Annotated in this window: 21 protein-coding genes; 8 read left to right on the forward strand and 13 right to left on the reverse strand. The window is 68.6% G+C overall.

Features of this window, described 5'->3' with window-relative positions:
• Positions 1–10 precede the first annotated feature (10 nt).
• Complete coding sequence (locus EV652_RS38320; protein WP_132214827.1) at positions 11–706, forward strand: alpha/beta fold hydrolase; 696 nt, start codon at positions 11–13, stop codon at positions 704–706.
• Between the two features lie 190 nt (positions 707–896).
• Here the strand turns inward: EV652_RS38320 and EV652_RS38325 are convergent, their stop codons facing one another.
• Positions 897–1,331, reverse strand: a complete 435-nt coding sequence (locus EV652_RS38325) for a MarR family winged helix-turn-helix transcriptional regulator (protein ID WP_132214829.1) — start codon at positions 1,329–1,331, stop codon at positions 897–899.
• A 46-nt stretch (positions 1,332–1,377) separates the two neighbouring features.
• Here EV652_RS38325 and EV652_RS38330 point away from each other — a divergent pair, with 46 nt between their 5' ends.
• From EV652_RS38330 to EV652_RS38340, 3 genes are read left to right on the forward strand one after another with little or no spacing between them, the layout of a single operon-like run.
• A complete protein-coding gene (locus tag EV652_RS38330; protein ID WP_132214831.1) occupies positions 1,378–2,781 on the forward strand; it encodes an MFS transporter in 1,404 nt (467 codons plus the stop codon).
• A gap of 41 nt (positions 2,782–2,822) precedes the next feature.
• Positions 2,823–4,922, forward strand: a complete 2,100-nt coding sequence (gene pta / locus EV652_RS38335; protein WP_132214833.1) for a phosphate acetyltransferase — start codon at positions 2,823–2,825, stop codon at positions 4,920–4,922.
• Positions 4,919–6,112, forward strand: a complete 1,194-nt coding sequence (locus EV652_RS38340) for an acetate/propionate family kinase (RefSeq protein ID WP_132214835.1) — start codon at positions 4,919–4,921, stop codon at positions 6,110–6,112. Before pta ends, EV652_RS38340 begins: the two co-directional genes overlap by 4 nt.
• Before the next feature lie 15 nt (positions 6,113–6,127).
• Here the strand turns inward: EV652_RS38340 and EV652_RS38345 are convergent, their stop codons facing one another.
• From EV652_RS38345 to EV652_RS38375, 7 genes are all read right to left on the reverse strand, one after another.
• Positions 6,128–7,375, reverse strand: coding sequence for an MFS transporter (locus EV652_RS38345; RefSeq protein WP_132214837.1), 1,248 nt, complete (start codon positions 7,373–7,375; stop codon positions 6,128–6,130).
• Positions 7,372–7,899 carry an ArsR/SmtB family transcription factor gene (locus tag EV652_RS38350; RefSeq protein WP_132214839.1) on the reverse strand — a complete coding sequence of 176 codons (528 nt, stop codon included), beginning with the start codon at positions 7,897–7,899 and terminating at the stop codon, positions 7,372–7,374. The genes EV652_RS38345 and EV652_RS38350 overlap by 4 nt, the downstream gene beginning before the upstream one ends.
• Positions 7,900–8,302: 403 nt before the next feature.
• Positions 8,303–8,578 (reverse strand): dihydrofolate reductase family protein, encoded by a 276-nt coding sequence (locus tag EV652_RS38355; RefSeq protein ID WP_242002260.1) that lies wholly within the window; start codon positions 8,576–8,578, stop codon positions 8,303–8,305.
• Positions 8,559–8,837 carry a hypothetical protein gene (locus EV652_RS38360; RefSeq protein ID WP_132214843.1) on the reverse strand — a complete coding sequence of 93 codons (279 nt, stop codon included), beginning with the start codon at positions 8,835–8,837 and terminating at the stop codon, positions 8,559–8,561. The genes EV652_RS38355 and EV652_RS38360 overlap by 20 nt, the downstream gene beginning before the upstream one ends.
• A gap of 135 nt (positions 8,838–8,972) precedes the next feature.
• Entirely contained in the window at positions 8,973–10,925 is a 1,953-nt protein-coding gene (locus EV652_RS38365) for a heparinase II/III domain-containing protein (protein WP_132214845.1), read from the reverse strand.
• A gap of 353 nt (positions 10,926–11,278) precedes the next feature.
• The gene (locus EV652_RS38370) at positions 11,279–12,148 is read right to left on the reverse strand and encodes a polysaccharide deacetylase family protein (RefSeq protein ID WP_132214847.1); all 870 of its coding nucleotides are present in this window, start codon (positions 12,146–12,148) and stop codon (positions 11,279–11,281) included.
• Positions 12,145–13,272: an oxidoreductase gene (locus EV652_RS38375; RefSeq protein ID WP_132214849.1), complete on the reverse strand. Its 1,128-nt coding sequence runs from the start codon at positions 13,270–13,272 to the stop codon at positions 12,145–12,147. Before EV652_RS38375 ends, EV652_RS38370 begins: the two co-directional genes overlap by 4 nt.
• A gap of 117 nt (positions 13,273–13,389) precedes the next feature.
• On the opposite strand from EV652_RS38375, the gene EV652_RS38380 reads away from it, so the two are divergent.
• Positions 13,390–13,983, forward strand: coding sequence for a DUF1989 domain-containing protein (locus EV652_RS38380; protein WP_132214851.1), 594 nt, complete (start codon positions 13,390–13,392; stop codon positions 13,981–13,983).
• Here the strand turns inward: EV652_RS38380 and EV652_RS38385 are convergent.
• Positions 13,980–15,545, reverse strand: a complete 1,566-nt coding sequence (locus EV652_RS38385) for a PucR family transcriptional regulator (RefSeq protein WP_132214853.1) — start codon at positions 15,543–15,545, stop codon at positions 13,980–13,982. The two genes, EV652_RS38380 and EV652_RS38385, sit on opposite strands and share 4 nt — an antisense overlap.
• Before the next feature lie 107 nt (positions 15,546–15,652).
• On the opposite strand from EV652_RS38385, the gene EV652_RS38390 reads away from it, so the two are divergent.
• The gene (locus tag EV652_RS38390) at positions 15,653–17,065 is read left to right on the forward strand and encodes a purine-cytosine permease family protein (RefSeq protein ID WP_132214855.1); all 1,413 of its coding nucleotides are present in this window, start codon (positions 15,653–15,655) and stop codon (positions 17,063–17,065) included.
• Positions 17,062–17,988 carry an asparaginase gene (locus EV652_RS38395; RefSeq protein WP_132214857.1) on the forward strand — a complete coding sequence of 309 codons (927 nt, stop codon included), beginning with the start codon at positions 17,062–17,064 and terminating at the stop codon, positions 17,986–17,988. Before EV652_RS38390 ends, EV652_RS38395 begins: the two co-directional genes overlap by 4 nt.
• Before the next feature lie 15 nt (positions 17,989–18,003).
• Here EV652_RS38395 and EV652_RS38400 read toward each other — a convergent pair whose 3' ends face one another.
• The 4 genes from EV652_RS38400 to EV652_RS38415 form a co-directional block, all read right to left on the reverse strand.
• On the reverse strand, positions 18,004–18,636 hold the full coding sequence (locus tag EV652_RS38400) for an alpha/beta hydrolase (protein WP_132214859.1): 633 nt from the start codon (positions 18,634–18,636) through the stop codon (positions 18,004–18,006).
• Positions 18,636–19,607 carry a ring-cleaving dioxygenase gene (locus tag EV652_RS38405; protein WP_132214861.1) on the reverse strand — a complete coding sequence of 324 codons (972 nt, stop codon included), beginning with the start codon at positions 19,605–19,607 and terminating at the stop codon, positions 18,636–18,638. The genes EV652_RS38400 and EV652_RS38405 overlap by 1 nt, the downstream gene beginning before the upstream one ends.
• Before the next feature lie 121 nt (positions 19,608–19,728).
• Positions 19,729–19,992 (reverse strand): hypothetical protein, encoded by a 264-nt coding sequence (locus tag EV652_RS38410; protein WP_132214863.1) that lies wholly within the window; start codon positions 19,990–19,992, stop codon positions 19,729–19,731.
• A gap of 98 nt (positions 19,993–20,090) precedes the next feature.
• Positions 20,091–20,579 carry a MarR family winged helix-turn-helix transcriptional regulator gene (locus tag EV652_RS38415; RefSeq protein ID WP_132214865.1) on the reverse strand — a complete coding sequence of 163 codons (489 nt, stop codon included), beginning with the start codon at positions 20,577–20,579 and terminating at the stop codon, positions 20,091–20,093.
• A gap of 107 nt (positions 20,580–20,686) precedes the next feature.
• Here EV652_RS38415 and EV652_RS38420 point away from each other — a divergent pair, with 107 nt between their 5' ends.
• On the forward strand, positions 20,687–22,252 hold the full coding sequence (locus tag EV652_RS38420; protein ID WP_132214867.1) for a DUF4139 domain-containing protein: 1,566 nt from the start codon (positions 20,687–20,689) through the stop codon (positions 22,250–22,252).
• Positions 22,253–22,333 lie beyond the last annotated feature (81 nt).

The raw sequence follows: 22,333 nt of genomic DNA on the forward strand, positions 1-22,333 counted from the left end.
GGAGGCAACCATGAACGCAACCACTCGACCGGCCGTCCTGCTCGTCCACGGCGGGTTCGTCGACGGATCCGGCTGGCGAGGCGTCTACGACCGGCTGCGCGCGCAGGGCCATCGGGTCGCCGTCGTACAGAACCCGACAGTGTCGCTCGAGGGCGACGTGGCCGCGACCAAGCAGGTCCTCGACGAGATTGACGGCCCCACGATCCTCGTCGGGCACTCGTACGGCGGGGTCGTCATCACCGAGACCGGCAGCGACCCGCGCGTCGCCGGACTCGTCTACATCGCCGCGTTCGCCCCCGACAAGGGCGAGTCCGTCAACACCCTCATCGCCGACCCGCCGCCGGGCGCGCCGGTTCCACCGATCCTGCCGCCCAGGGACGGCTACCTGTTCCTTGACCGGGACAAGTTCCACGACTCCTTCGCCGGCGACCTGCCCAGCGACGAGGCGGCGTTCATGGCCGACTCGCAGGTCCCATGGGGAGTCGGCGCGCTCGGCGGCACGGTCACCGACCCCGGCTGGCGCAACAAGCCGAGCTGGTACCTGGTCGCCGCCGACGACCGCATGATCCCGCCGCCGGCCCAGCGCGAGATGGCCCAGCGGACCGGCGCATCGGTCCGTGAGGTCCCCGGCAGCCACTCGGTCTACGTGTCCCAGCCTCAAGCGGTCGCCGACCTCATCAACACCGCCGTCGAGTCCCTCGCCTGACTCAGCGGTCGCGGCGATCCCGGCCCAGAGCCACACTGTCCGCCATCATGAACGCCGTCCACGCGGTCGACTGACCGACCACAACCGGCGTTCGGGCCGCATCGTCGAACTTCACCCGCGCAGCAGATGGGTGCGCAGGAAGTCGACGATGCGGTCCATGACCTGGGGTGCTGCTCACTCCGGCCGCGGGTCAGCGGCTTGCGCGGAGGGTTTGGGCTAGTTCTTCCAGCGCTGGGAGGGCGTTGATGATCGTCTGGGCGGACTTCTCCGGGAGTTGGTCGAGGCAGGTGCCGATCGCCTCCGTGCGGAGCAGCTTGACGCGTTCGTGCAACTGCCGGCCCGCGTCGGTCGCTTCGACTCGGACCGCACGTAGGTCGTCGGGGTTCGGGTCGCGCTGGATCAGCCCGAGCTCCGTGAGCCTGCCGACCACCCGGGAGAGCATGGTGGGGTTGAGCCCCTCGAGCTGCGCCAGCTCGGTCAGGCCGAGCGGACCACGGAACGTGATCAGGCCGAGCACGGAGGCCTGGGTCGGCGTCAGGCCTTCGTCGGTAGCCGTGGCGTTGAGCTCCCGCGCCAGCTTGGAGATCACCCCGCGGAGCTTGCTCAACGTCTCGGTGTCAGTCATGTCACCCCTTTATTGCCTGCCAGCAAGCAATGTAGTGTATTCATCGATGGAACCGTCGAGTACACCCCCAGTGATCGCCGAGCCGGCCGCGGACGAGCCACTGGCCCACCGACGGATCGTTTTCGGCATCGTCTCGATCGCCCTGCTGATGGCCTCGATCGATCAGACCATAGTGGCGACGGCGCTCAACGCCATCCGCGGCGACCTGAACGCCGAGCTGACCTGGAGCGGCTGGACGATCACCATCTACGCGCTCGGCCAGATCATCGTCATGCCGCTGGCCGGCCGGCTCGGCGACCAGTTCGGGCGCAAGAGGGTCTTCCTCGGCGCCGCGGTGCTCTTCACCGTCGCCTCACTGTGCTGCAGCCTGGCCGACAACATCTACCTGCTGGTGGTGTTCCGCGCCCTCCAGGCGATCGGCGGTGGCGCGTTCATGCCGACCGCCACCGGCATCGTCGCCGAACAGTTCGGTCGCGACCGGGACCGGGCGATCGGCATGTTCACCTCGATCTTCCCGATCGGCGGCATCATCGGCCCGATCATCGGCGGCATCATCGTCACCTACTGGTCCTGGCGCGAGATCTTCGTGGTGAACGTGCCGATCGGTCTGCTGTTGATCGCGCTGGGCCTGCGTTTCATCCCGAGCAGTGCGCCCAAGGCCGCCGCCCGGGTGGATGGAACCGGCGCCGTCCTGCTGGCGCTGACCATGCTCTTCAGCATGTACGGGATCAGCTCGCTCGGCGGTAGCGGCGCGGAGCCGACCGATCCGTTGTTCATCGCGTCCATGGTGATCGCCCTGGTGCTCGGCTTCCTGTTCGTCCGGCACGCGAACCGGCACGCGGCGCCGTTCATCCCGCTCAGCCTGCTGCGCGGCCACGGCTTCGGGGCGATGAACACGATCAACTTCCTCTTCGGCGCGGCCATGCTGGGCTTCGGCGCACTCGTCCCGCTGTACGCCGAATCGAGGTACGGCATCCAGCCTCTCCAGGCCGGGACATTGCTCACCGCACGGGCCGTCGGGATGATCTGCGTCGCCGGTCTGGCGGTGTTCGCCCTCCGCCGAACCGGCCTTCGAGCCCCGATGATCGGCGGCTTCGTGCTGGTCGCGGGCGGCATGGCGCTGATGTCGCTGGCTCCGCACGGACTCACGCCGTACGCCTGGCTGGCGCTGGCCGCGGGGATCACCGGCATCGGGATGGGCCTGTCCATCCCCGCCTCGAACAACGCCAGCCTGCAACTCGCCCCGGACCAGATCTCGGCGATCGCCGGACTGCGCGGGATGTTCCGTCAGTCCGGTGGGATCGTGGCCGTCTCGATCACGACGACGATCCTGACCCACTCCGCCAACAGCGGTACCGCCCAGGCCTACAGCTTCCTCGTCTTCGCCGCCATCCTGCTGCTGATGATCCCGCTCACCCTGTTGGTCCCCGACCACCGCGGGACCTGGTAGGTCGGACCAGACCGGGCGCTTGGGTGACTTAGGGTGCAGGCATGGGGAGCAGCGTCTACGTCGCCTCGGTGGAGGGATCCACCGGAAAGTCCACGGTCGCTCTCGGGGTGCTGCAGCAGCTGTCGCGGCGGGTCGAGCGGGTGTCTGTGTTCCGGCCCATCGTGCGTCCGGACGCGGCCATGCACGGCGGGCGCGACTACGTGCTCGATCTGCTGATAGCCCACGACGCGGTCGACGTGGAGTACGACGAGTGCGTCGGCGTCACGTACGACGAAGTACACGCTGACCCCGAATCGGCGATGGACCTGATCGTGCAGCGCTATCGCGACCTGGCCGACCGGGCCGACGCCGTACTCGTCGTCGGAAGCGACTACACCGATGTCGGCACGCCGACCGAGTTCTCCTACAACGCGAAGATCGCCGCCAACCTCGGTACGCCGGTTCTCCTCGTACTCAACGGGTTCCGGCGCAGCTCGCGGGACCTCCGGGCGATCGCCGACATCGCGGTCGGGGAACTGCACGCCAATCACGGTTCACTCGCGGCACTCGTCGCCAACCGCGTCGCCCCCGACCGGCTCCCCGACGCCGTGGCGGCGTTGGCCGGCGCCGGCGCCCCGGCGTTTGCTCTCCCGGAAGAGCCGCTGCTGAGTCAGCCCACGGTCGCCGATCTGATGGCTCCGGTCGACGCAGGCCTCCTCAGTGGAGACCCGGCGCTGCTGTCCCGGGAGGTCACCGGCCTCGTGGTCGCGGGGATGACCATGCCGAACGTGCTCGACCGGTTGTTCGACGGCGCGGCGGTGGTGACCGCCGCCGACCGGCCGGAGGTGGTTCTCGGCGTGGTCATGGCCCACGCCTCGCTGAACTTCCCGCAGATCTCGACGGTGATCCTCAACGGCGGTTTCACCCTGCCGCCCCAGATTCAGCGACTGATCGACGGCCTCGGGGTCACCCTGCCCATCCTCGAGACCACGCTCGACACCCAATCTGCCTCGACCGCGCTGACCGCGGTCCGCGGCCGGCTCACCAAGGAGTCGCCGCGCAAGATCGACGCAGCACTGGCCCTGTTCGACCGGCACGTGGACAGCGGGGCCCTGCTCGACCAGCTGGCCGTCTCGCGCAGCAGCGCGGTGACACCGTTGATGTTCGAGCACCAGCTGATCGACGAAGCAGTTGCCCACCGCAAGCACATCGTTCTGCCGGAAGGCGACGAGGAGCGCATCTTGCGCGCCGCCGACGTACTTCTCCGCCGGGGCGTGGCCGACCTGACCCTGCTCGGGAATCCGGTGGCGATCAGCGCGAAAGCGGCTTCACTCGGTGTCGACCTGGCCGCGGCCAGGGTCGTCGACCCCGAGAACGACGAACTCGGTGACGAGCTGGCGGCGGAACTGCACCGACTCCGGCAGCACCGCGGCGTGGATCTGGACCGAGCCCGGGAGCTGGTCCGGGACGTCTCGTACTTCGGCACGATGATGGTCCAGCTCGGACTGGCCGACGGCATGGTGTCCGGCGCGGTCCACACGACCGCCCACACCATTCGGCCGGCGCTCGAGGTCGTCAAGACCCTGCCCGGGGTGTCGGTCGTCTCGTCGGTGTTCTTCATGTGCCTGCAGAACCAGGTCCTGGTGTACGGCGACTGCGCCGTCAATCCCGATCCGACCGCCGAACAGCTCGCCGACATCGCCATCTCGTCGGCCGCGACTGCGGTCGCCTTCGGCGTCGAGCCACGCGTCGCGATGCTGTCGTACTCGACCGGCACCTCCGGCTCGGGGACCGATGTCGAGAAGGTGTCGAAGGCAACGGCCATCATCCGCGAGCGAGCGCCTGAACTGCCGGTCGAGGGACCGATCCAGTACGACGCCGCCATCGACGAGGCCGTGGCCAGGACCAAACTGCCCGGCTCCACCGTGGCCGGACGAGCGACCGTCTTCGTCTTCCCCGATCTGAACACCGGCAACAACACCTACAAGGCCGTCCAGCGCTCAGCGAACGCCGTCGCGGTCGGGCCGGTCCTGCAGGGACTACGGAAGCCGGTCAACGACCTGTCCCGCGGGGCGACGGTACGCGACATCATCAACACCGTCGCGATCACCGCTGTCCAGGCCCAGGCACCTACCAGCGTCAGCGAAGGCAGCGGCCGATGAGCGACCACGTCCTGGTGATCAACGCCGGCTCATCATCGCTGAAGTACAGCCTGGTCGACGCGCTGACCGGCGAAGTGGCCGCCTCCGGGCTGGCCGAACGGATCGGTGAGAGCCAGGGACGTCAGGTCCACCGCGGCACTGGCGGCGAAACGGAGACGACGCGGAAGATCCCGACGCACGAGGACGCCCTGCGCGGAGCGATCGAGGCCTTCGAGTCGCACGGGCCGTCGCTCGCCGACACCGCGATCGCCGCAGTCGGTCATCGTGTCGTCCACGGCGGATCCCGGTTCAGCGCCCCCGCACCGGTCGACGACGACCTCATCGCCGAGGTGACCGACCTGGTGCCGCTCGCCCCGCTGCACAACCCGGCCAACCTGGAAGGGATCCGCGTCGCCCGCAGACTCTTTCCCGACCTGCCGCAGGTCGCCGTCTTCGACACCGCGTTCCACCAGAGCCTCCCACCCCACGCCTACACGTACGCCGTACCGTCGGCATGGTCGGAGGAGCACGGGATCCGCCGGTACGGCTTCCACGGCACCTCGCACTCGTTCGTGTCCCAGGAGGCAGCCCGGCTGCTCGGACGAGACCCGGCCGAGGTGAACGTCATCGTCTTGCATCTGGGCAACGGCTGCTCGGCATCCGCCGTCCGGGCCGGGCGCTCGGTGGAGACGTCCATGGGCCTGACTCCACTCGAGGGCCTGGTGATGGGGACCCGTTCAGGTGACGTGGACCCGGCGATCCCGGCGTACCTGATGCGGGAGCTGGACATGTCCATGGACGACATCGACCGCGCGCTCAACTCCGCGTCCGGCCTGAAGGGACTGACCGGCGAGAACGACTTCCGCGAGGTCTTGCGGCTGCGCGCCAGCGGGGACGCACGGGCCGGTCTGGCCTTCGACGTCTACTGCCATCGCATCCGGAAGTACGTCGGCGCGTACTACGCCGTCCTGGAGACCCTGGACGCCGTCGTCTTCACCGCCGGCGTCGGCGAGCACTCGGCCGAAGTACGCGCGGCCTCCCTCAACGGACTGCAACGCCTCGGTATCATCATCGACGACGACCGCAACACCGCACAGTCCACTCAGGCCCGCCGCATCTCCCCCGACGACAGCGAGGTCGCCGTCCTCGTCATCCCCACCAACGAGGAATGGCAGATCGCACGCGAGACCCTCAGCGTCGTCCGCCGCTGATCACCCGGGCCCGCATCAGGAGGGTGGTGGCGTGGTAGTCACGACCGTTGTCGCTCGCGGGAGGTCGCGCACCGACCGCGACACCAGTGTCAGCAGCGAGATGGCGACGTAGGCCACGCCGGCCACCACCATCACCTGCTGGATGCCGAACGCCAATCCGAGCGGACCGAACAGCAGCTGGCCGACGGGGATCGCGATGAACGAGCCAAGCATGTCGTAGGAGTAGGCGCGCGAAAGCATCTCGTCCGGCACGTGCTCCTGCATGGCGAGGTCCCAGCCCAGACCGAAGACCTGGCTGCCGATGCCGGCCAGGAAGGCCGCCACCATCGCCGCCACGAGCACGGGCTCGAGGCCGAGGACCAGCATCGGGAGGCCGTTGAGGACCATGGCGAGCATCCCCCACAGGAGCGGCCTTCGGAACGAGATGCGAATCAGCATCAGCGAGCACACCAGGAAGCCGACCGCCTGGGCCGAGCGGATCAGTCCCCATCCGGCCTCGCCGATGTCGGTCTGGGTGGCGAGCACTGGACCGAGGGTGTTGAACGCGCCGCTGGTGATGGCATTGAGTAGGGAGAACGCGGCAACGACCACCCAGAGCCACGTGGTGGAGCGGAAGTAGGTCCACCCCTCGCGCAGGTCGGCGATGGCGCCCTTGCTCTGTTGTCCCTCGGCCGGGCGCGGGATGCGCACACGCGTGAGGGCCAGCGTCGCCAGCAGGTACGTCGCTCCGTCCACGGCCAGGGCCCAGCCCGGTCCGACGACGACCACGAGCACACCGCTCACGGCCGGACCGAGCACCATTAGGGCGTTCTCGGGCACGGCGAGCACGAGGTTCGCCGCCTTGAGTTGGTCGCGTGGTACCAGCTGAGGGAGCACACCTGCCAGGGCCGGCATACCCGCGGCGGTGGCTGTGCCGTTGAGCGCGGCGAGCGCTGCCAGCTGCCAAATCTCGGCGGCACCGCTGAGCACCAGCGCGGCCATCGCCAGCTGGCTGAGACCGGATACGACATTGGTCGCCTGGATCACCAGGGTCCGGCCGAACCGGTCGGCCAGCACGCCGCCGGCCAGCAGGAACACGACCATCGGGATGCTGTAGGCGGCCAGGACCGTGCCGAGCGCGGTCGCCGAACCGCTGACCTCCAGCACCGCGAAGGCGAGTGCGACGCCGGCCATCGTGGTGCCGGCCCGGTCGATCAGCCGGGACAACCAGTAGTAGCGGAAGTTCGGCTCGCGGAGCGGGGCGAGCGCGGAGGCGTCGCTCATCGCCGTGCCTTCCTGGTCATCTGGAACGTCCAGGACGTGGCGCTGACGTGCACTGTGCCCGGCGTCCGGGGTGGCTGGTTGTGGTCGTGCATCAGCGCGGACGCCTCCATCAGCAGTTCGCGCACGCGCTCCCAGACCTCAGGCGGCACCCAGCCGTCGAGGTCGCTCAGATGGCTGGGAGTGCGGGCCCTGCGCTGCCGCATGCGCCGCTCGAGCTCGCGGGCGAGCGCACGTACCTCGGCGACCTTGCTCTCCGTAGTAGCGCGAGGGCGACGCTGTCCGCGGGCCTCGTGGGGGTAGCGGTAGCGCTTCGCGACGCCGCCGCGGATCCGCTCCTCGCCCGCCTCCACGATTGTTCCCGAATCGAGCAGGAGCCGTAGGTGGTACGACGCGTTCGCATGGGTCAGGTCGAGCTCCCGGGCCACCTCGGCGGCACTCATCGCCGAACCGGTCAGCAGCGAGAGGATGCGAAGCCGGACCGGGTGAGCCACCGCCCGCAGATCCTTGATGTCGTCCCCGGTCATCGCACCCTCACTCCCCAACACCTCTTGGGGAGCACACTGCCCGAAGACCGCACCAACCGTCAAACACTTATTGGACAGTCCGAAGCTCCGCGAGTCCCTGCTGTGCCCGGCGCGGGAGCTAGTGCGGCGTCAACGAACGTTGGGCTCGTCACCGACCTCCCACCGACCGGCCTGGAGCACCCACTGTGGTGGGTCGACCACGATGCCGTTCAGTGCGGCGGTGTGGTTTGGTCGTCACCTCTGACGGGTCCGCCTCGTGCAGTTCGACAGGACGTATGCGCCTGCTGCCAGCCATTCCAAGCCTGAGCCCACCCGGTATGCGGCTCGATCGCCGGGCACCTCCTGTCGAACTGCACCAATCTGACCGGACCGATGACAACCCCAACGTTTTCTGGATGCGGCACTAGCTGGTGGTGGGTTTGTAGTAGAGGGCTACTGCGCCGGTTTCGAAGGCGGTTGAGCTGATGAGGTCCAGGGGTTGCTGGGTCTTGAGCTCGTCGTACCAGGTGGCGCCGGGTGAGTAGGTCGGGTAGACGAAGAAGCGGTACTCGTCGACGAGGCCGAGGCGGACCAGGGTCTGGGCGAGCTTCGCGCCGCCGGACAGGTGGATGTCCTCGCCGGGTTGGGTCTTGAGATCCTCGACGAACGACCGGATCTCGTCATCGGTCGACACGACCACCGGTTCGGCGTTGTGCCACTCGAGCGTCAGTTCCGGGTCGGTCGTGAAGACGAACTTCCTCCGTCGGCACCCGAGCGGTCGTGGCGCCGGACTCCGGCCCCTGGACCGCCACCCGCCACGTACGCCCGGCGCGCCAGGCGACCAGCGTCCAGTGCGCGGTCGCGATCGACGTCATCCGGTCGATGGCGTCGCTGCGGCTTCGCCAGACCCGCTCGATGTACGGCGATTCCGACGGCCGATCGTCGAATTCGATGGCCACCTCACGACACTCGCACACGCCCGGCTCAGCGTCGAACCGCCGATTCAGGCGCCGGAGGCGGCGCACGTGGTGTGCCGCCTCCGGCTGTTCCCACCGGGAAGACTGATAGTTGCATTTCGCAACTTCAGTGTGTCGCTAGCCGGCACGATAGAGCGAGCCGCCACCGGAGATGGCGATCGAGGCGAGCTTGCCCCCGACGTTGAGGTTGACGATGAACGTCGTACCGGACCAGCGCGTGGTGTAGGTGACCGAGCCGGCGGCGCGCACCGGGACGACGAAGGACAGGATCGACGCCGACTTGCCCGATCGCGCCAGCATCAGCGTCGGCGCGGACTTACGGACATAGCTGCTCGGGTAGTACCAGCCCTGGATCGGGTTCGTCTGGGCCTGCTTGATCAGCGTCGCGCCGGCGGGCAACGCCTGCTTGAACGGCACCTGGAACATGATCGTCTTGGTCGAGTCACCCGGCGCCATCGCCACCGCCGTCGTCCGCGAGTACACGGTCGCCCGCTGATCCGGCGGCAAATGCCACAGTGTCTGGAACGCCTGCGCGGTCGTCGCCGACGCGCGATCCCAGGTGACCATCAGATCCGGGTCCTTCAGCACCAGGACCGAGCGGACGCGGCTGATCCCCGTCCCCGGGGCATCGGTGAACTGATACGCCTCTGCGTTCGCCTTCACCGACGACGCGGTCAACCGTGTCACCGGGTTCAGGTCTTTCGACAACGGCGTCGTCATCACACTGTGCGCGGCCGGGCTCATGACCCAACTGCGCCACACACCAGCCGAGTACGCCGCGTACCCGCCGTCGATGATGATGTCCCGGCCACGGGCGGTGTAGGTGATGCTGGTGTGATCGCTGTGCCCGTGGAACGCCCGCGCGGGACCGAACCTGATGCTGTACGTCGACTCGCCCGCGAACCCCCTGGTGGGATCGGTACCCCAGCCAGTGCGGCCGAAGACGTAGCCGGCCGAGTAGATCCCGACACGCCACGGCGGCACCGTCCCCTTCGTCCCCTTGGAGCCGGCGTACTCCATCGGCGTTCCCACCCACGGGTACGTCGCCTGGAGCTCGGTGTCACCGAGTTGGTGGGTCTTGCCGAGCGAGGTCGTCGCCAGCGCCAGCCACTTGGCCAGCAACGCCCGCCGGCTCGCGATCGTCGTACCGGGGTCGACGCCGCAGTTCTGCATCACGGCCACGGCACGGCCCCAGAGCGAGTAGTTGAACGCCGCGTACCCGGTCGATTGCTCGTTCGTCGAGCCCTGCGAGTCGATGGAGGTGGTGATGCCTTGGGCAAACCGCTGCTGGGCGAGGTTCTTGTAGTCGGTCCGGCCCAAGGTGCAGCCGACGCCGAACAGCGCGATGCTCTCGTCGGTGCCGTGGTTCCACGCCCCGCTCCAGTTGTACGTCAGGAACCTCGCGTGGCTGAGGAGTGCCGCGTCGACCCACGTGTAGCGGGCCGGCAACGTAGTCACCTTCAGTCCGGACAAGATGGCCTGCCGCAGGCAGATCATCACGTTCGTCCGGTGCATGGTCGACTCCCAGGCACCGACGTTGCCCTTCCACGAGTACGGGTTGTCGCGATACCAGTCGTACGCGATCGTGTTGACCCGCGTCAGCGCGGTCAGATTGCCCTGGCTCGCCGCGACGATGCCCTGGCCGAGCCAGCGCAGCGAGTGGAACCACATGTACCAACTCGCGTTCTTGTACGGATTCGCCAGCCAGTTGATGTTTCCGCCGCCGTTGCCGACCTTGTACGGCGCATAGGGCCCCCAGGCGAACACATCGCCGTACAGGTTCGTCAACGGGTTCGTCCGCTCGATCCCGCTGTAGCCCGGACACGCATAGAAGGGTGCCGCCAGCGTCTGGACCTTGTTCGTCCCGATGTCGGTGGCCGGCGGCGCAGTCGGGGGTACGACGTTGCTGCCGCCGGGCGCGAACTGTGCCTCGCCCGGCCCCTCCGGCGCGGGCACGATCTGCATGCCCGGCGTGGCCGCCGGTGTTCGAGTATCTCCTGTTGCCGTTCCGGCGCCCAGCACCAGAGCGGCGATCCCGACGGCCGCACCGGCCGCACTCGTGAATCGCATGAATGGTCCTTCCCCCCACCGTCGCCGACCGCGGCGACGCCATCGAAGGCTCGGGTCGCGATTGCTCACCAGAGCCGAATGTCGCGACCTGGGCAGGAGCCCCTCGCCCCCACCCAGAGGTCGACTGTGCCGACGCACGTGCTCGGGCATGGCCGCGGGCCTGCCCCGTGCGACTTGCCGTCGGCGAGCACGCGGACTTCCGCGGGGGCGGACCACTCGTCGAAGAAGATCTCGGCCTGAAAATCAGGCCGAGCGTGACCGCTGAAGCTCCGTCACCAAGAACCACCACCCCCTACCGCAATCCCCCACACTTGGCATGATGCACCCAAGTCACCAAAAGTTGTGACGACTTCTCAGTCGGGGTAGATGGTTGAATCCGCACTGACAGTTGGCGGTGTTCGAGGCAGCAGGGCGCGGTCGGAGCTCGCGGCGGCGGCCAGGTCGCGGCAGCGGGTGAAGTGGACGTCACCGCACGACTGGGCGTACTCGATCAGATCGCGCACGGCGAGCAGCCGGCTCGGGCGGCCGGACAGGAACGGGTGCAGGCAGAGGTTGAACAGGCAACGGTAGTGCCGCATCGCGTCCAGTTCGGCCCGCCACAGCTCGAGGACCTTGCGTGGGGACTCGATGACGGACCCGATCTGGGGGGACGGGAGGTACGCGTACTGCTCCCAGTCGTCCAGCGACCAGTGCACCGGAAGCTCCACGACCGAGCGGTCGTCGACGGCCAGGACATAGGGCCGGTCGTCGCCCATCAAGGACGAGTCATACGACAAGCCGTGCGAGGCGATCAGGTCGAGGGTGACCCGGGTGGCTTCCCACAGCGCGGCCCGGTGCCCGCTGATCTCGATGCCCTGGGCATCGAAGACCTCGATCGCCCGCTCGAAGTCCGCGCGTTCCTCCGCCGCGGTCAGCGACGTCGGCGCGCGATGACTGTACGAGTGGTGCGCGACCTCGTGCCCTCGCTCGACGATCGTTGCCGCCAGCCCCGGTCGCTGCTCGGCCACCCAGCCCGGGACGAAGAAGGTCGCCGGTACGCCGAGATCCGCCAGCAGCTCGAGGATCCGGGGTACGCCGACATCCGGTCCGTAGGCCTGGTGCGACATGGTCATCAGGTGGTCGGCGTACCGCCGCCCGGCTGCGAGGATCGGCGTCTCGGCATCGACGTCGAAGGTCAGCGTGACAACGGCTGCCGCCCCGCCGTGCCACGTCGTGACCGTCATAACCGACCAGTCTGCCACTGCCTCACGTTCGCCAGCGTCACCGTCGGCTCCAGCATCGTCCGGTCGAACCTGGTCAGTTCCAGGTTCTCGGCCAGGCGTCGCGGCAGGTCCGGGTTCGCCAGTGCGCCGCGGGCGACGGCCAGTAGATCGGCATGTCCGTCGGTCAGGACGAGGTCGGCCTGAGCGGGATCGTGCATCCCGCCGTTGGCGATCACCGGCAGGCCGCTGATCCGCCTGGCGAGTCCGGTGAGCGTGTGCCCACCCTGCAGCCGGGCTGTCTCCAGCCAGTCGCGGCCCTCGCTCGCGATATGCAGGTAGTCGATGCCGGTCGCTGCCAATCCGGAGAAGATCACCTCGGCGTCGTACGCGCCTCCTGGCCAGCGGTACTCGAAGTCGTTCACCTTGGTCTGCGACAGCCGTACGCCGACGACCAACTCCGCCGGCGTCGCCGCCACGATGGCCTCCGCGACCTCGGCGGTCAGCCGGATCCGGTTCGCCACCGGTCCGCCGTACGTGTCGGTGCGCTCGTTGGTGTAGACGGTGAGGAACTGGTCGAGCAGGTACCCGTTCGCCGCGTGGATCTCCACGCCGTCGAAACCGGCCTCCTGGGCCCGCACCGCCGCGGCCGCGAAGCCGGCGATGATGTCGTCGATCTCACCGGCCGAAAGCTCTCGCGGCGTGGGCCAAGGGCCGCGTCCGCCGTACTCGGGCATCATCTCGCCGACCGGCTGCACGGCCGATGGCCCGACCAGTTCCGAGCGATGGGGGTTGCCCTGCGAGATGGCACCCGCGTGCATCAGTTGAGCGATGATCGGCCGGCCCGCCGCATGGACCCGCCCGGTCACCTCCCGCCAGCCCTCCACCTGCGCCGCGGTACTGAGTCCCGGCTGGTTCAGGTAGCCCTGGCTGTACGACGAGTCCGGGTAAGTGCCTTCGGTGATCACCAGGCCGAAACCGCCCTCGGCGAACCTGGCGTAGTAGTCAGCCATCTCGGCCGTCGGTACGCCGTCCGGGGTCGCGGACACCCGGGTCATCGGCGCCACGGCGAAGCGGTTGGACAGGTCGATACGGCCGAGTCGGGTCGGCGCCAGGGCAGGGTGAACACGAGTCGTTGTCTGATCCATGCCGCCCACTTCAGCACCCCAGGTCCTCAGCGATCGATGGAGTGAGGTACAGCAATCGCTCCCGACACTAGAGATTCCTCCACTGAGTTCCCCAGCTCATCCTGGTTGGGTCATCCCATGACGCAGACAGTTGTCCGTACTCTCGTGCCCGCGCGCACCGGGCGAGCCGTTCGGGTTGCACAGGGCAGTCAGGTTCGGGTCGTCGACGTTGCCGGGCAGCAGGTCGGCGACCTCTTCGCGTACGTCGCTTCGCCGTCGGGGATCACCGACGAGCACCTGAGCGCGTCGCACACCCGGGCGGCCACCAGCCGGCTGTTCCCGGCGATCGGTGAGGCGTTCGTGACGGACCGACGCCGGCCGATCCTGACGCTGGTCGACGACAGTTCGCCGGGCCGGCACGACTTGCTGATCGCCGCCTGCGACGACGCCCGGTACGCCGCGCTCGGCGTACCGGATCATCCGTCGTGCGCGCGGAACCTCCGGGCAGCGCTCGACGTCGACGTCGTACCGCAGCCGGTGAACGTCTTCATGCGCGTGCCGGTCGCCGCCGACGACACGCTGGACTGGTTGCCTGCAGCAACAGCACCGGGCGACTCGATCACCTTCCGCGCCGAGCTCGACTGCGTCGTCGTGGTGTCCGCCTGCCCACAGGACCTGACCGTCATCAACGGCGCCCGGCCGACCGACCTGGCGATCGAGATCCTGCGCTAGCGCGACCGGGACATGTCGTCCGCTTCGAGGGCCAGGTAGAGATCCACCCGGTCCTCGGTGCGGGCGACATCGCGGCCGGTCAGCTCGGTGATCTTCGCCAGCCGGTTCCGCAAGGTGTTCACGTGCACGTAGAGCGCGGCTGCTGTCGCGCCGAAGTGCCCGTCGTTGGACAGGAAGGCCCGCAGCGTCACCTCCAGCTCGCCGGCCCGCGAACCGTCGTGCTCGCGGATCGGCCCGACCACGCCGTCCGCGAAACCCTGCAGGGTCCCCGCATCCTGGAGACCGAGCAGCAACCGGTGCGTGCCCAGCTCCCGGAACGAGGCCACCGCCTGCGCACCCCGTCGGCGCCGCAGCACCTGACAGGCCTCGCGCGACTGCACCAACGGCTGCCGCAACTCCCCCGCCGAGGCGGCCGTGTCACCGAGCCCCACCACCGGCCGTCGCTCGGGGAACCGCTTCCGCACCACCGAACACAGCGCTTCGGCCAACTCGCTGAGATCCAGCCGCGGACGCTGCAGTACGGCGACCACGTCCTGACTGCCACCGGCGACGACGACCGCGAGGCTCTGCGCCAGGAAGAACTCGCCGACTGTCTCCGACAGCCCCGGCAAGGTCGACTCCGCTCCGTCGGCGAAGGCGATGGTGAGCACCACCAGCTCACCCGACGGATCGACCCCGAACGCCCGGAGCCGGTCGGGAACCTCGGCTGCCCGGTGCCCACCGGACAGGATCATGTCGAGCAGTTCGCTGGCGAACCGCAACTCGATCGCCTGGATCGCCTGCTGCTTGGCCACCTCCAGGCTGAGGAACCGTGCCGCCTGGTCCAGCGCGTCCTGCTCCGCCTTCTTCAACCCGCTCACCGGCCGCAGACACAGCAGGGCGGCATCGGTGTCACCCACCGCCCCGACCAGGAACACCGTCGCCCGCCCTTCCTGACCGCCGAGGTCCACTTCGAGCGGTGGTGGGTGCCGGGCCAGGCCTTCGGCCACGATCCGGCGCTGCTCGGGCGTCAGCTCCACCCCCGCGGCCGCCAGCGGCCTCGCCATCCGGTCGACGACCGCCAGCGGCAAGTCGTGCTCACGCCGCAGTACGGCCAGTACCCCGGACGCGCCGGCACCGTGAGAGATCGCCGCGGCGAGTGCGTCGCCCCGCCGCACCATGCCGACCAGGGCATCGCGACGCTGATCGGTGTGGATCACCGACGCGGCCTCCGTCACCGCGGTGAACGGAACCTCGATCGAGATCTCGGCCAGCGGCAGCTCCTCCCGCCGGCAGGCCTCGATCAACTCCTCGGGCGTAGCCGGCGTCTCGGTGCGCAAACCGAAGACGATCCCGGCGGCACCCGCGCGCCGGACATTCGCCGCGAACGCGGATGCGGTCGTCTCGTCCTGCCACAGCCCGTTGGTCAGCACGATCTCGCCCGCGCGCACGTACGGCGACGGGTCCGGCAGCTCGGTGTTGTGCACCCACAACGCCTCGCGGTCGAGCGCACCGGCCGGACCGGGGACCAGCAGTCGCAGTTCCAGCGCGGGGTTGCCAATCAGCGCGGCCAGCGTGAGCATGCTGTGAAAATATCCACTCACACCTGCATTTCGCTAGACGTCTACCCACTGCTTCCACGAGGTGACTGCTGGTTTTCTGAGCCAACTCGTTCCCCTGGGAGGCCGTCATGACCACACCCGCAGTATCCGAGGCAGTCCCGTTCGACGCCCACGGCGTCGCCCCGATCCCGGCCGCGGACCGGGACTGCAGCCCGCGCGAACAGTTCTGGATCTGGGCCGGCGCCAACCTTGCCCCGATCAACTGGGTGCTCGGCGCCCTCGGCATCACCTTGGGCCTCAGCCTGCTGGAGACCCTCCTCGTCGTGGCCATCGGCAACGTTCTCGGCTGTGCGCTGTTCGGTCTGTTCAACGTGATCGGGCACCGGACGGCGGTCAACCAGATGGTTCTCGGCCGCGCGCCGTTCGGCCGCCGCGGCGCCGTCATCCCCGGTCTGGTCCAGTGCCTGCTGACGATGGCGTGGGTCGGGGTCAACACCTGGGTGGTGCTCGACCTCGTGCTCGCCGTCCTGGGCAAACTCGGGATCGAGGGCGGGATCGGCCTGGAGTACCTGGTCGCCGCGGTGATCATGCTCGCTCAGCTCGGACTGGCGCTGTACGGGTTCTACGCGATCCGCACGTTCGAGAAGTACACCGTGCCGCTCACAGTCGTGGTGATGGCGGCCATGACCGTGCTGGCGCTGAGCAGCGCCGACCTGCACTGGACGGCGGCCAGCGCGGACACACCGGCCGACAAGTTCACGGCCATGACGCAATTGATGACCGCGATCGGTGTCGGTTGGGGCATCAGCTGGCTGCCGTACTCCGCCGACTACAGCCGCTTCGTCCGGCCCGAAGCGTCCAGCCGCTCGGTCTTCTGGGCCGCCGCCCTCGGCATGTACGTCCCGACGGTCTGGCTGGCAGCCCTCGGAGCCTGCCTGGCCAGTGCCGGAACCGGGAGCGACCCTTCGGCCCTGGTGATCAACGCCTTCGGTGTCATGGCCGTGCCCGTCCTGCTGCTGATCATGCACGGCCCGGTCGCGACGAACATCCTGAACCTGTACTCCTGCTCGCTCGCCGCACTGTCGATCGGAATCGACATCGCGCGCTGGAAGCTGACTCTCCTGGCCGGCGTGGTCGCGTCCGCGGTCCTGGTCGTCTTCGTGCGCGCCGACAGCTTCGGGCACGCCTTCGACAGCTGGATGGTGTCCATCCTGGTCTGGATCAGCCCCTGGAGTGCGATCGTCGCGGTCGACTACCTCATCATCCGCCGCGGTCGCCTGGACGTTGCCGGTCTGTACGCCGCCAATTCGCCGTACGGACGGTGGAACGTCCGGGCGCTTGTCAGCCTCGCACTCGGCCTCGTTGCCGGCTGGAGCTGGCAGTACGGACTGGTGCCGGCCATGCAGGGGCCGATCGCGATCGCGATGAACAACACCGACTTCTCCTGGCTCTCCGGCTCGCTCGTGGCAGGTGGGCTGTACTACCTCGCGGCCCGTCGGGTCGTCGTCACGTCACCCGAGCTGAGCTTGGGGGGCCGGTGACAGTTCAGGTCCTGACGACCGGGGGCACCATCGCTTCCAGGCCCGCGCCGAACGGGTCGGTCAGCGTGGCGCTATCCGGTGCGGAACTCATCGCCGCGGCCGCGCCGGTTCGGGAGATCCTGCGAAAGCACAGCTTCGCGTTCACCCTCGCCGATCTGCTGACCATCGCCCGGGAGGTGATGTCGGCGACCGCTGGTGGTGACGGGGTCGTGGTGACCCACGGCACCGACACGCTCGAGGAAACGGCGTACTTGCTCGACCTGGTCGGCCCCGCCGCTCCCGTCGTACTGACCGGAGCACAGCGGCACGCCGGTGAGCCGGATTGCGACGGTCCACGCAACATCGCCGACGCCCTCCTGGTCGCCGGGTCTCCGCAGGCCCGCGGCCTCGGACCGTTGGTCGTGATGGGCGGCCGGATCCACGCCGCGCGACCGGCGATCAAGGCGCACACGCTTGCTCCGGACGCCTTCCGCTCCTTCGACGGCGGCCCGATCGGCGAGGTCCGTCAGGGCCAGGTCCGGATCTGGTCGACGCCGGTGCGGCCGGCCGGCTTCCCGCTTCCACTGCAGCTGCCCCGGGTCGATATCGTCGCGTCGTACGTCGGTGCCGGCGGCAACCAACTGGCTGCGTGCCGGGCCGGCGGCGCTCAAGGCATCGTGCTGGAGGCGCTCGGGGCAGGCAACCCGACACCCGCCGTCCTGGCCGAGGTCCGCACCTGCATCGACGCCGGACTTCCGGTGCTCGTCACCAGCCGCTGCGCCGCCGGTCCGACCACACCGATCTACGGCGCCGGCGGCGGCGCCGATCTGATCAGGGCAGGCGCCGTGATGGCAGGTGCCCTTCCCTCCTCGAAAGCCCGCATCCTCCTGTCCATCGCCCTGGCCTCCGAATCCCTGCACCTGATCAACGCCCACCTCCGCTGACCCAGTGTCGTTTCGTCAGCTCGGCTTGCTCGTGTCGATGAACTGCTTGATGCGGGGAAGTTGCCCGGGGTCGATGGTGTGGCCGCCGGAGAACGGCAGGAGCTCGACGTCGGCGGCTCGACGGCGGAGTTGCTCGGTCAGTCTGCTGGTCTGCTCGGGCGTGGCCATCGGGTCGCTGTCGCCGTTGACGATGAGCACCCGCTTGCCGGCGAGAGCGTTGTCTTCGGGCTCGTCCTCCGCAAAGGGCACCATCGCAGCCAGCAGCACCGCGCCGACGAGGGACTCGGGATGACGCAGGAGCAGCGCGGAAGCCATGTTGGCGCCATTGGAGAAGCCGACCGCCATCCAGGAACCAGGGGTCACGTCGTACTTCTGCTCGGCGGCGCTGAGGAACGCGGCAAGCTCGTCGGTGCGCAGCCGAAGGTCATCCTCGTCGAACACCCCCTCCCGGAGTCTGCGAAAGAACCGAGCCATCCCCTGCTCCGACACGGTCCCTCGAGGCGACAGAACGGGTGCATCGGGCGCCAGGTGCTGCCGCAGAACGAGGAGGTCGTGCTCGTCACCACCTGTGCCATGCAGCAACAGGAGCGGCGGCGCGGACGAGCCCGGTTGCCAGACATGCGGCCGCCGGAGCGGGTCCTCGCCCATCAGTCGGCTTCGTCCGGCAGCGCTTCCGGTGGCACGCGCAGCGCTGGCAACGAGTTCTGGATCTGCTCGCGGTTCGGTTCGAGCCAGGGTGGAAGCTTCAGGTGCTGGCCGAGTTCCAGCAGAGGTTCGTCAATGGTGAAGCCCGGCTGGTCGGTCGCGATCTCCAGCAGCACCCCGCCCGGTTCGCGGAAGTAGATGGAGGTGAAGTACTGCCGGTCGAGGATCTCGGTGACCTGTACGCCGGCCTCGATCAGCTCGAGCCGCCACTTCGCCTGGGTCTCGCCGTCGGGTGCACGGAAGGCGATGTGGTGGACCGTTCCGGCCGCCTGGACTCCGCGAGACGCCCGGCTGGGTCGGACGTCCACCGCCGTACCCTCAGCGCCTCCGGACATCACGAACCGCGTCCCATCGGAGGTGTCCTGGCCGTGCTGCATCCCCAGCATGCCGGCGAGCATCTCGGCCGTCGGGTCGAGCAACTGCTCCGTCATGGTGACCGAGAAGAGGCCGCGGATCGCGTTGTCGAACGGTATGGCGGCGACGCCGTCCCAGCCGGATCGGGTGTCACCGTCAGACGCGACGAGCTCGATCACCAGGCCGTCGGGATCGCGTAGCCGCAGGACCTCCTCGTCGGAGCTGGCGACCGGCGCGTCCGCGTCGACCCCGAGGCTCTGCAGCCGCTGCTGCCACCAGCCGAGCGACTCCGGCGGGATGCTGAACGCGGTGGCTGTCGTGAGGCCGGTGCCCTGTCTGCCGTTCGGGGCTCCCGGCCACGGGAAGAACGTCAACAGTGTCGATGGCCGGCCCGAGGCGTCACCGTAGTACAGGTGATAGGTGTCCGGGGCGTCGAAGTTGACGGTCCGTTTCACCAGGCGCAGCCCGAGCACCGTGGTGTAGAAGTCGACGTTGCGCTGCGGATCCTCCGCGATCGCGGTGACGTGATGCAGCCCGTGTGGTGCGACCGAGTCGACCATCGCTCGTCCCCTCCCAGTCGGCAGACCCGGGACGACATCGGCCGCCCCTCCTCGACATTACGACCGTACGTCGTTCGCGACCACGGGCAACCGATCTCGAGCGCTTGGCGGGCGGCCCGAGTCAGAGGACGTAGAAGCCGGTGACAGCGGTAGGCAGGACGCCGGCGATGAGCCAGAAGGACAACAGCGAGCGCTGGAAGATGAGCAGGATGCCGGCGACGGTGAGCAGGCCGATGACGCCGGACATGAACCACAAGCCGACGCCTTTGCCGTAGTCGGTGGCCGCGACGCCGATGCTGTACACGGCCAGGGTGACGGCGGGGACGCTGCCGACGTGGAACAAGATGGCCGAGACAACCCATCGCTGGACGGTTTCGATCCTCATGGGGGCTCTTCGACTTCTGGTAGACCTGCTCCTCATACCTCCGATTGTACGCGAATGCTTAGTGCACTAACTGTCCTCCGAGCGTGATGCTGGCCACCTCAGGTCGACAGCTCGCCCGGCACGGGCCGACGGAAGCCGTTGGCCTCGTTGGCAGCGCCGATGACCCGGGTCAGCACCTGATGGAGGTGCTGGAGCTCGGAGAGTTCCAGCCCTAGGCGACTGACGATCACCCCAGGGATCTTCTCGGCTTCACTGCGCAACCGCCATCCCGCCGGAGTGAGCGTGACCGCAAGCGAGCGCTCGTCTCCTCTCGCGCGTGGACGTTCGACGTACCCGCTGGCCTCGAGGCGTTTCAGCAGCGGCGACAAGGTGGCGGGCTCCAACTGCAGCAGCCGGCTCAACTCCTTCACCGACAGCGGCGCGTACTGCCACAGAGCCAGCATCACCAGGTACTGCGGATGGGTCAGCCCGAGTGGCTCCAGCAGTGGGCGGTAGACCGCGATCACGCTGCGCGATGCAACCGCGAGCGCGAAGCACACCTGATTCTCCAGGTCCAACGGGTTGGCGTCGCCGCCCAAGTCACTCAAGAGCACCTCCACACGATGTGCTTCATTGTCTGCACGAATCATTAGTACACAAATCTAGCGCAGGTCGAGCGGTCGGCCGAGCTCCCTCAGGCGGCTAGGGTCGGAGTATGAGCGAACTCGTGGTGGACGCGCCGATCGCCGCTGTCACTGTCTATCCGGACCGCGCCCGGGTCACCCGGCGGGGCAAGATCACCGTGCCTGCCGGCGACCAGACGGTGTACGTCGAGCCACTGCCGCTCGCATTGCAGGAGGACTCGGTCCGGGTCGCCGGCCGCGGACCGGCCACAGTGCTCGGTGTGGACGTGGCGACACAGCACCACCCACAGGCGCCGGACGAGACCGTGGCCCAATTGGAGCGGCAACGTCGCGAGGCCCAGGCCGAGGTTGCGGAACTGACCGACGCCGACGATGTCCAGGCCCAGCTCGACTCGTTCCTGGCACAGCTGGCCCGGCGAGCAGGCGGCAGCTTCGCGCGCACGCTGGCCTCCGGCGAGTCAGGCGCCGACCTGAGCGGATTCACCGAATCGCTCGCCACCCGGCTGTCCGCCGTACGGTCGAAGCGACGCGAGCTCACCCAGCTGCGGCACGAGGCCGAGGAACGCCTCGCCGCCGCCGACCGCCGGCTTGCCGCGATCGCGCAGCAACGCACGCCCGATCGCCGTACCGCCGCCGTCGCGCTGGCCCTGGACGCCGAGGCTGAAGTGGAGATCGAACTCTCCTACGTCGTGCCCGGCGCAGGCTGGACCAGCTCGTACGACATCCGCCTCACCGGCGACCAGCTGAGCCTGAACTGGTACGGCCTGGTCACCCAACGCACCGGCGAGGACTGGCCCGAGTGTGACCTCACGCTGTCGACAGCCCGGCCCACGGTGACCGCGAAAGTCCCCGAACTCGACCCCTGGTACCTCGACCGCTTCCACCCGCCGGTACCGGCCGCGCCGGCCGCAGCCTCACGAGGTCGCGAAGGTATGCAGGCCTACGGCGCCGGCGCGGTCCAGCTCCAGTCGGCCGCAGCGCCCGCCCTGGCCGACCTCGCCGCGACCGTCGAGCAGGGCGTGACAGCCGCGACCTACACCCCACCCCGGCCGGTGGCCGTACCCGCCGACGGCGCCTCGCACCGCGCGACGATCGCCTCGATCGACCTCGACACCGAACTGGACTACATCACCGCGCCGGTCCGGTCGACCGACGTCCACCTGCGCGCCACGGTCGTCAACTCGTCCACCCACACCTTGCCTCCCGGGAAGGCCGCCGTCTTCCACGAGGCGGACTTCGTCGGCTCGGCCGCGCTGCCGATGTGGGCCCCCGGCGAGGACGTCGAACTCGCCCTCGGCCTGGACGACCGGATCCGCGTCGAGCGGAAGCTGGTACGCCGGAACGCGAGCAAGGCGACCCTCGGATCCACCCGCCGACGTGAGGTCGAGTACGAAACCAAGATCGAGAACCACACCCCACGCCCAGCCCGCGTCACGGTACTCGACCAGCTGCCGGTGTCACGCGACCACGAGATCACCGTCAAACCGAGCACCGCCGTGCCGGAGCCGACCGAGACCACCGACCTCGGCGTCGTCACCTGGAAACTCGATCTCGCTCCCGGCCAGGAGATCGGGATCAAGCTCGGCTTCCGGGTCGACACCGGAAAGTCCGTCGAACTCACCGGCTGGCGCGAGTAAGGCAACCCAGCGGGGGCTGGATCATTCGCTCACCCCTCGGCTCAGCATCACGGCAGCGATGAACGTATGGAACAGGTGGAG

The sequence above is a fragment of the Kribbella steppae genome (genome assembly GCF_004342025.1).
Classification (GTDB): Bacteria; Actinomycetota; Actinomycetes; order Propionibacteriales; family Kribbellaceae; genus Kribbella; species Kribbella steppae.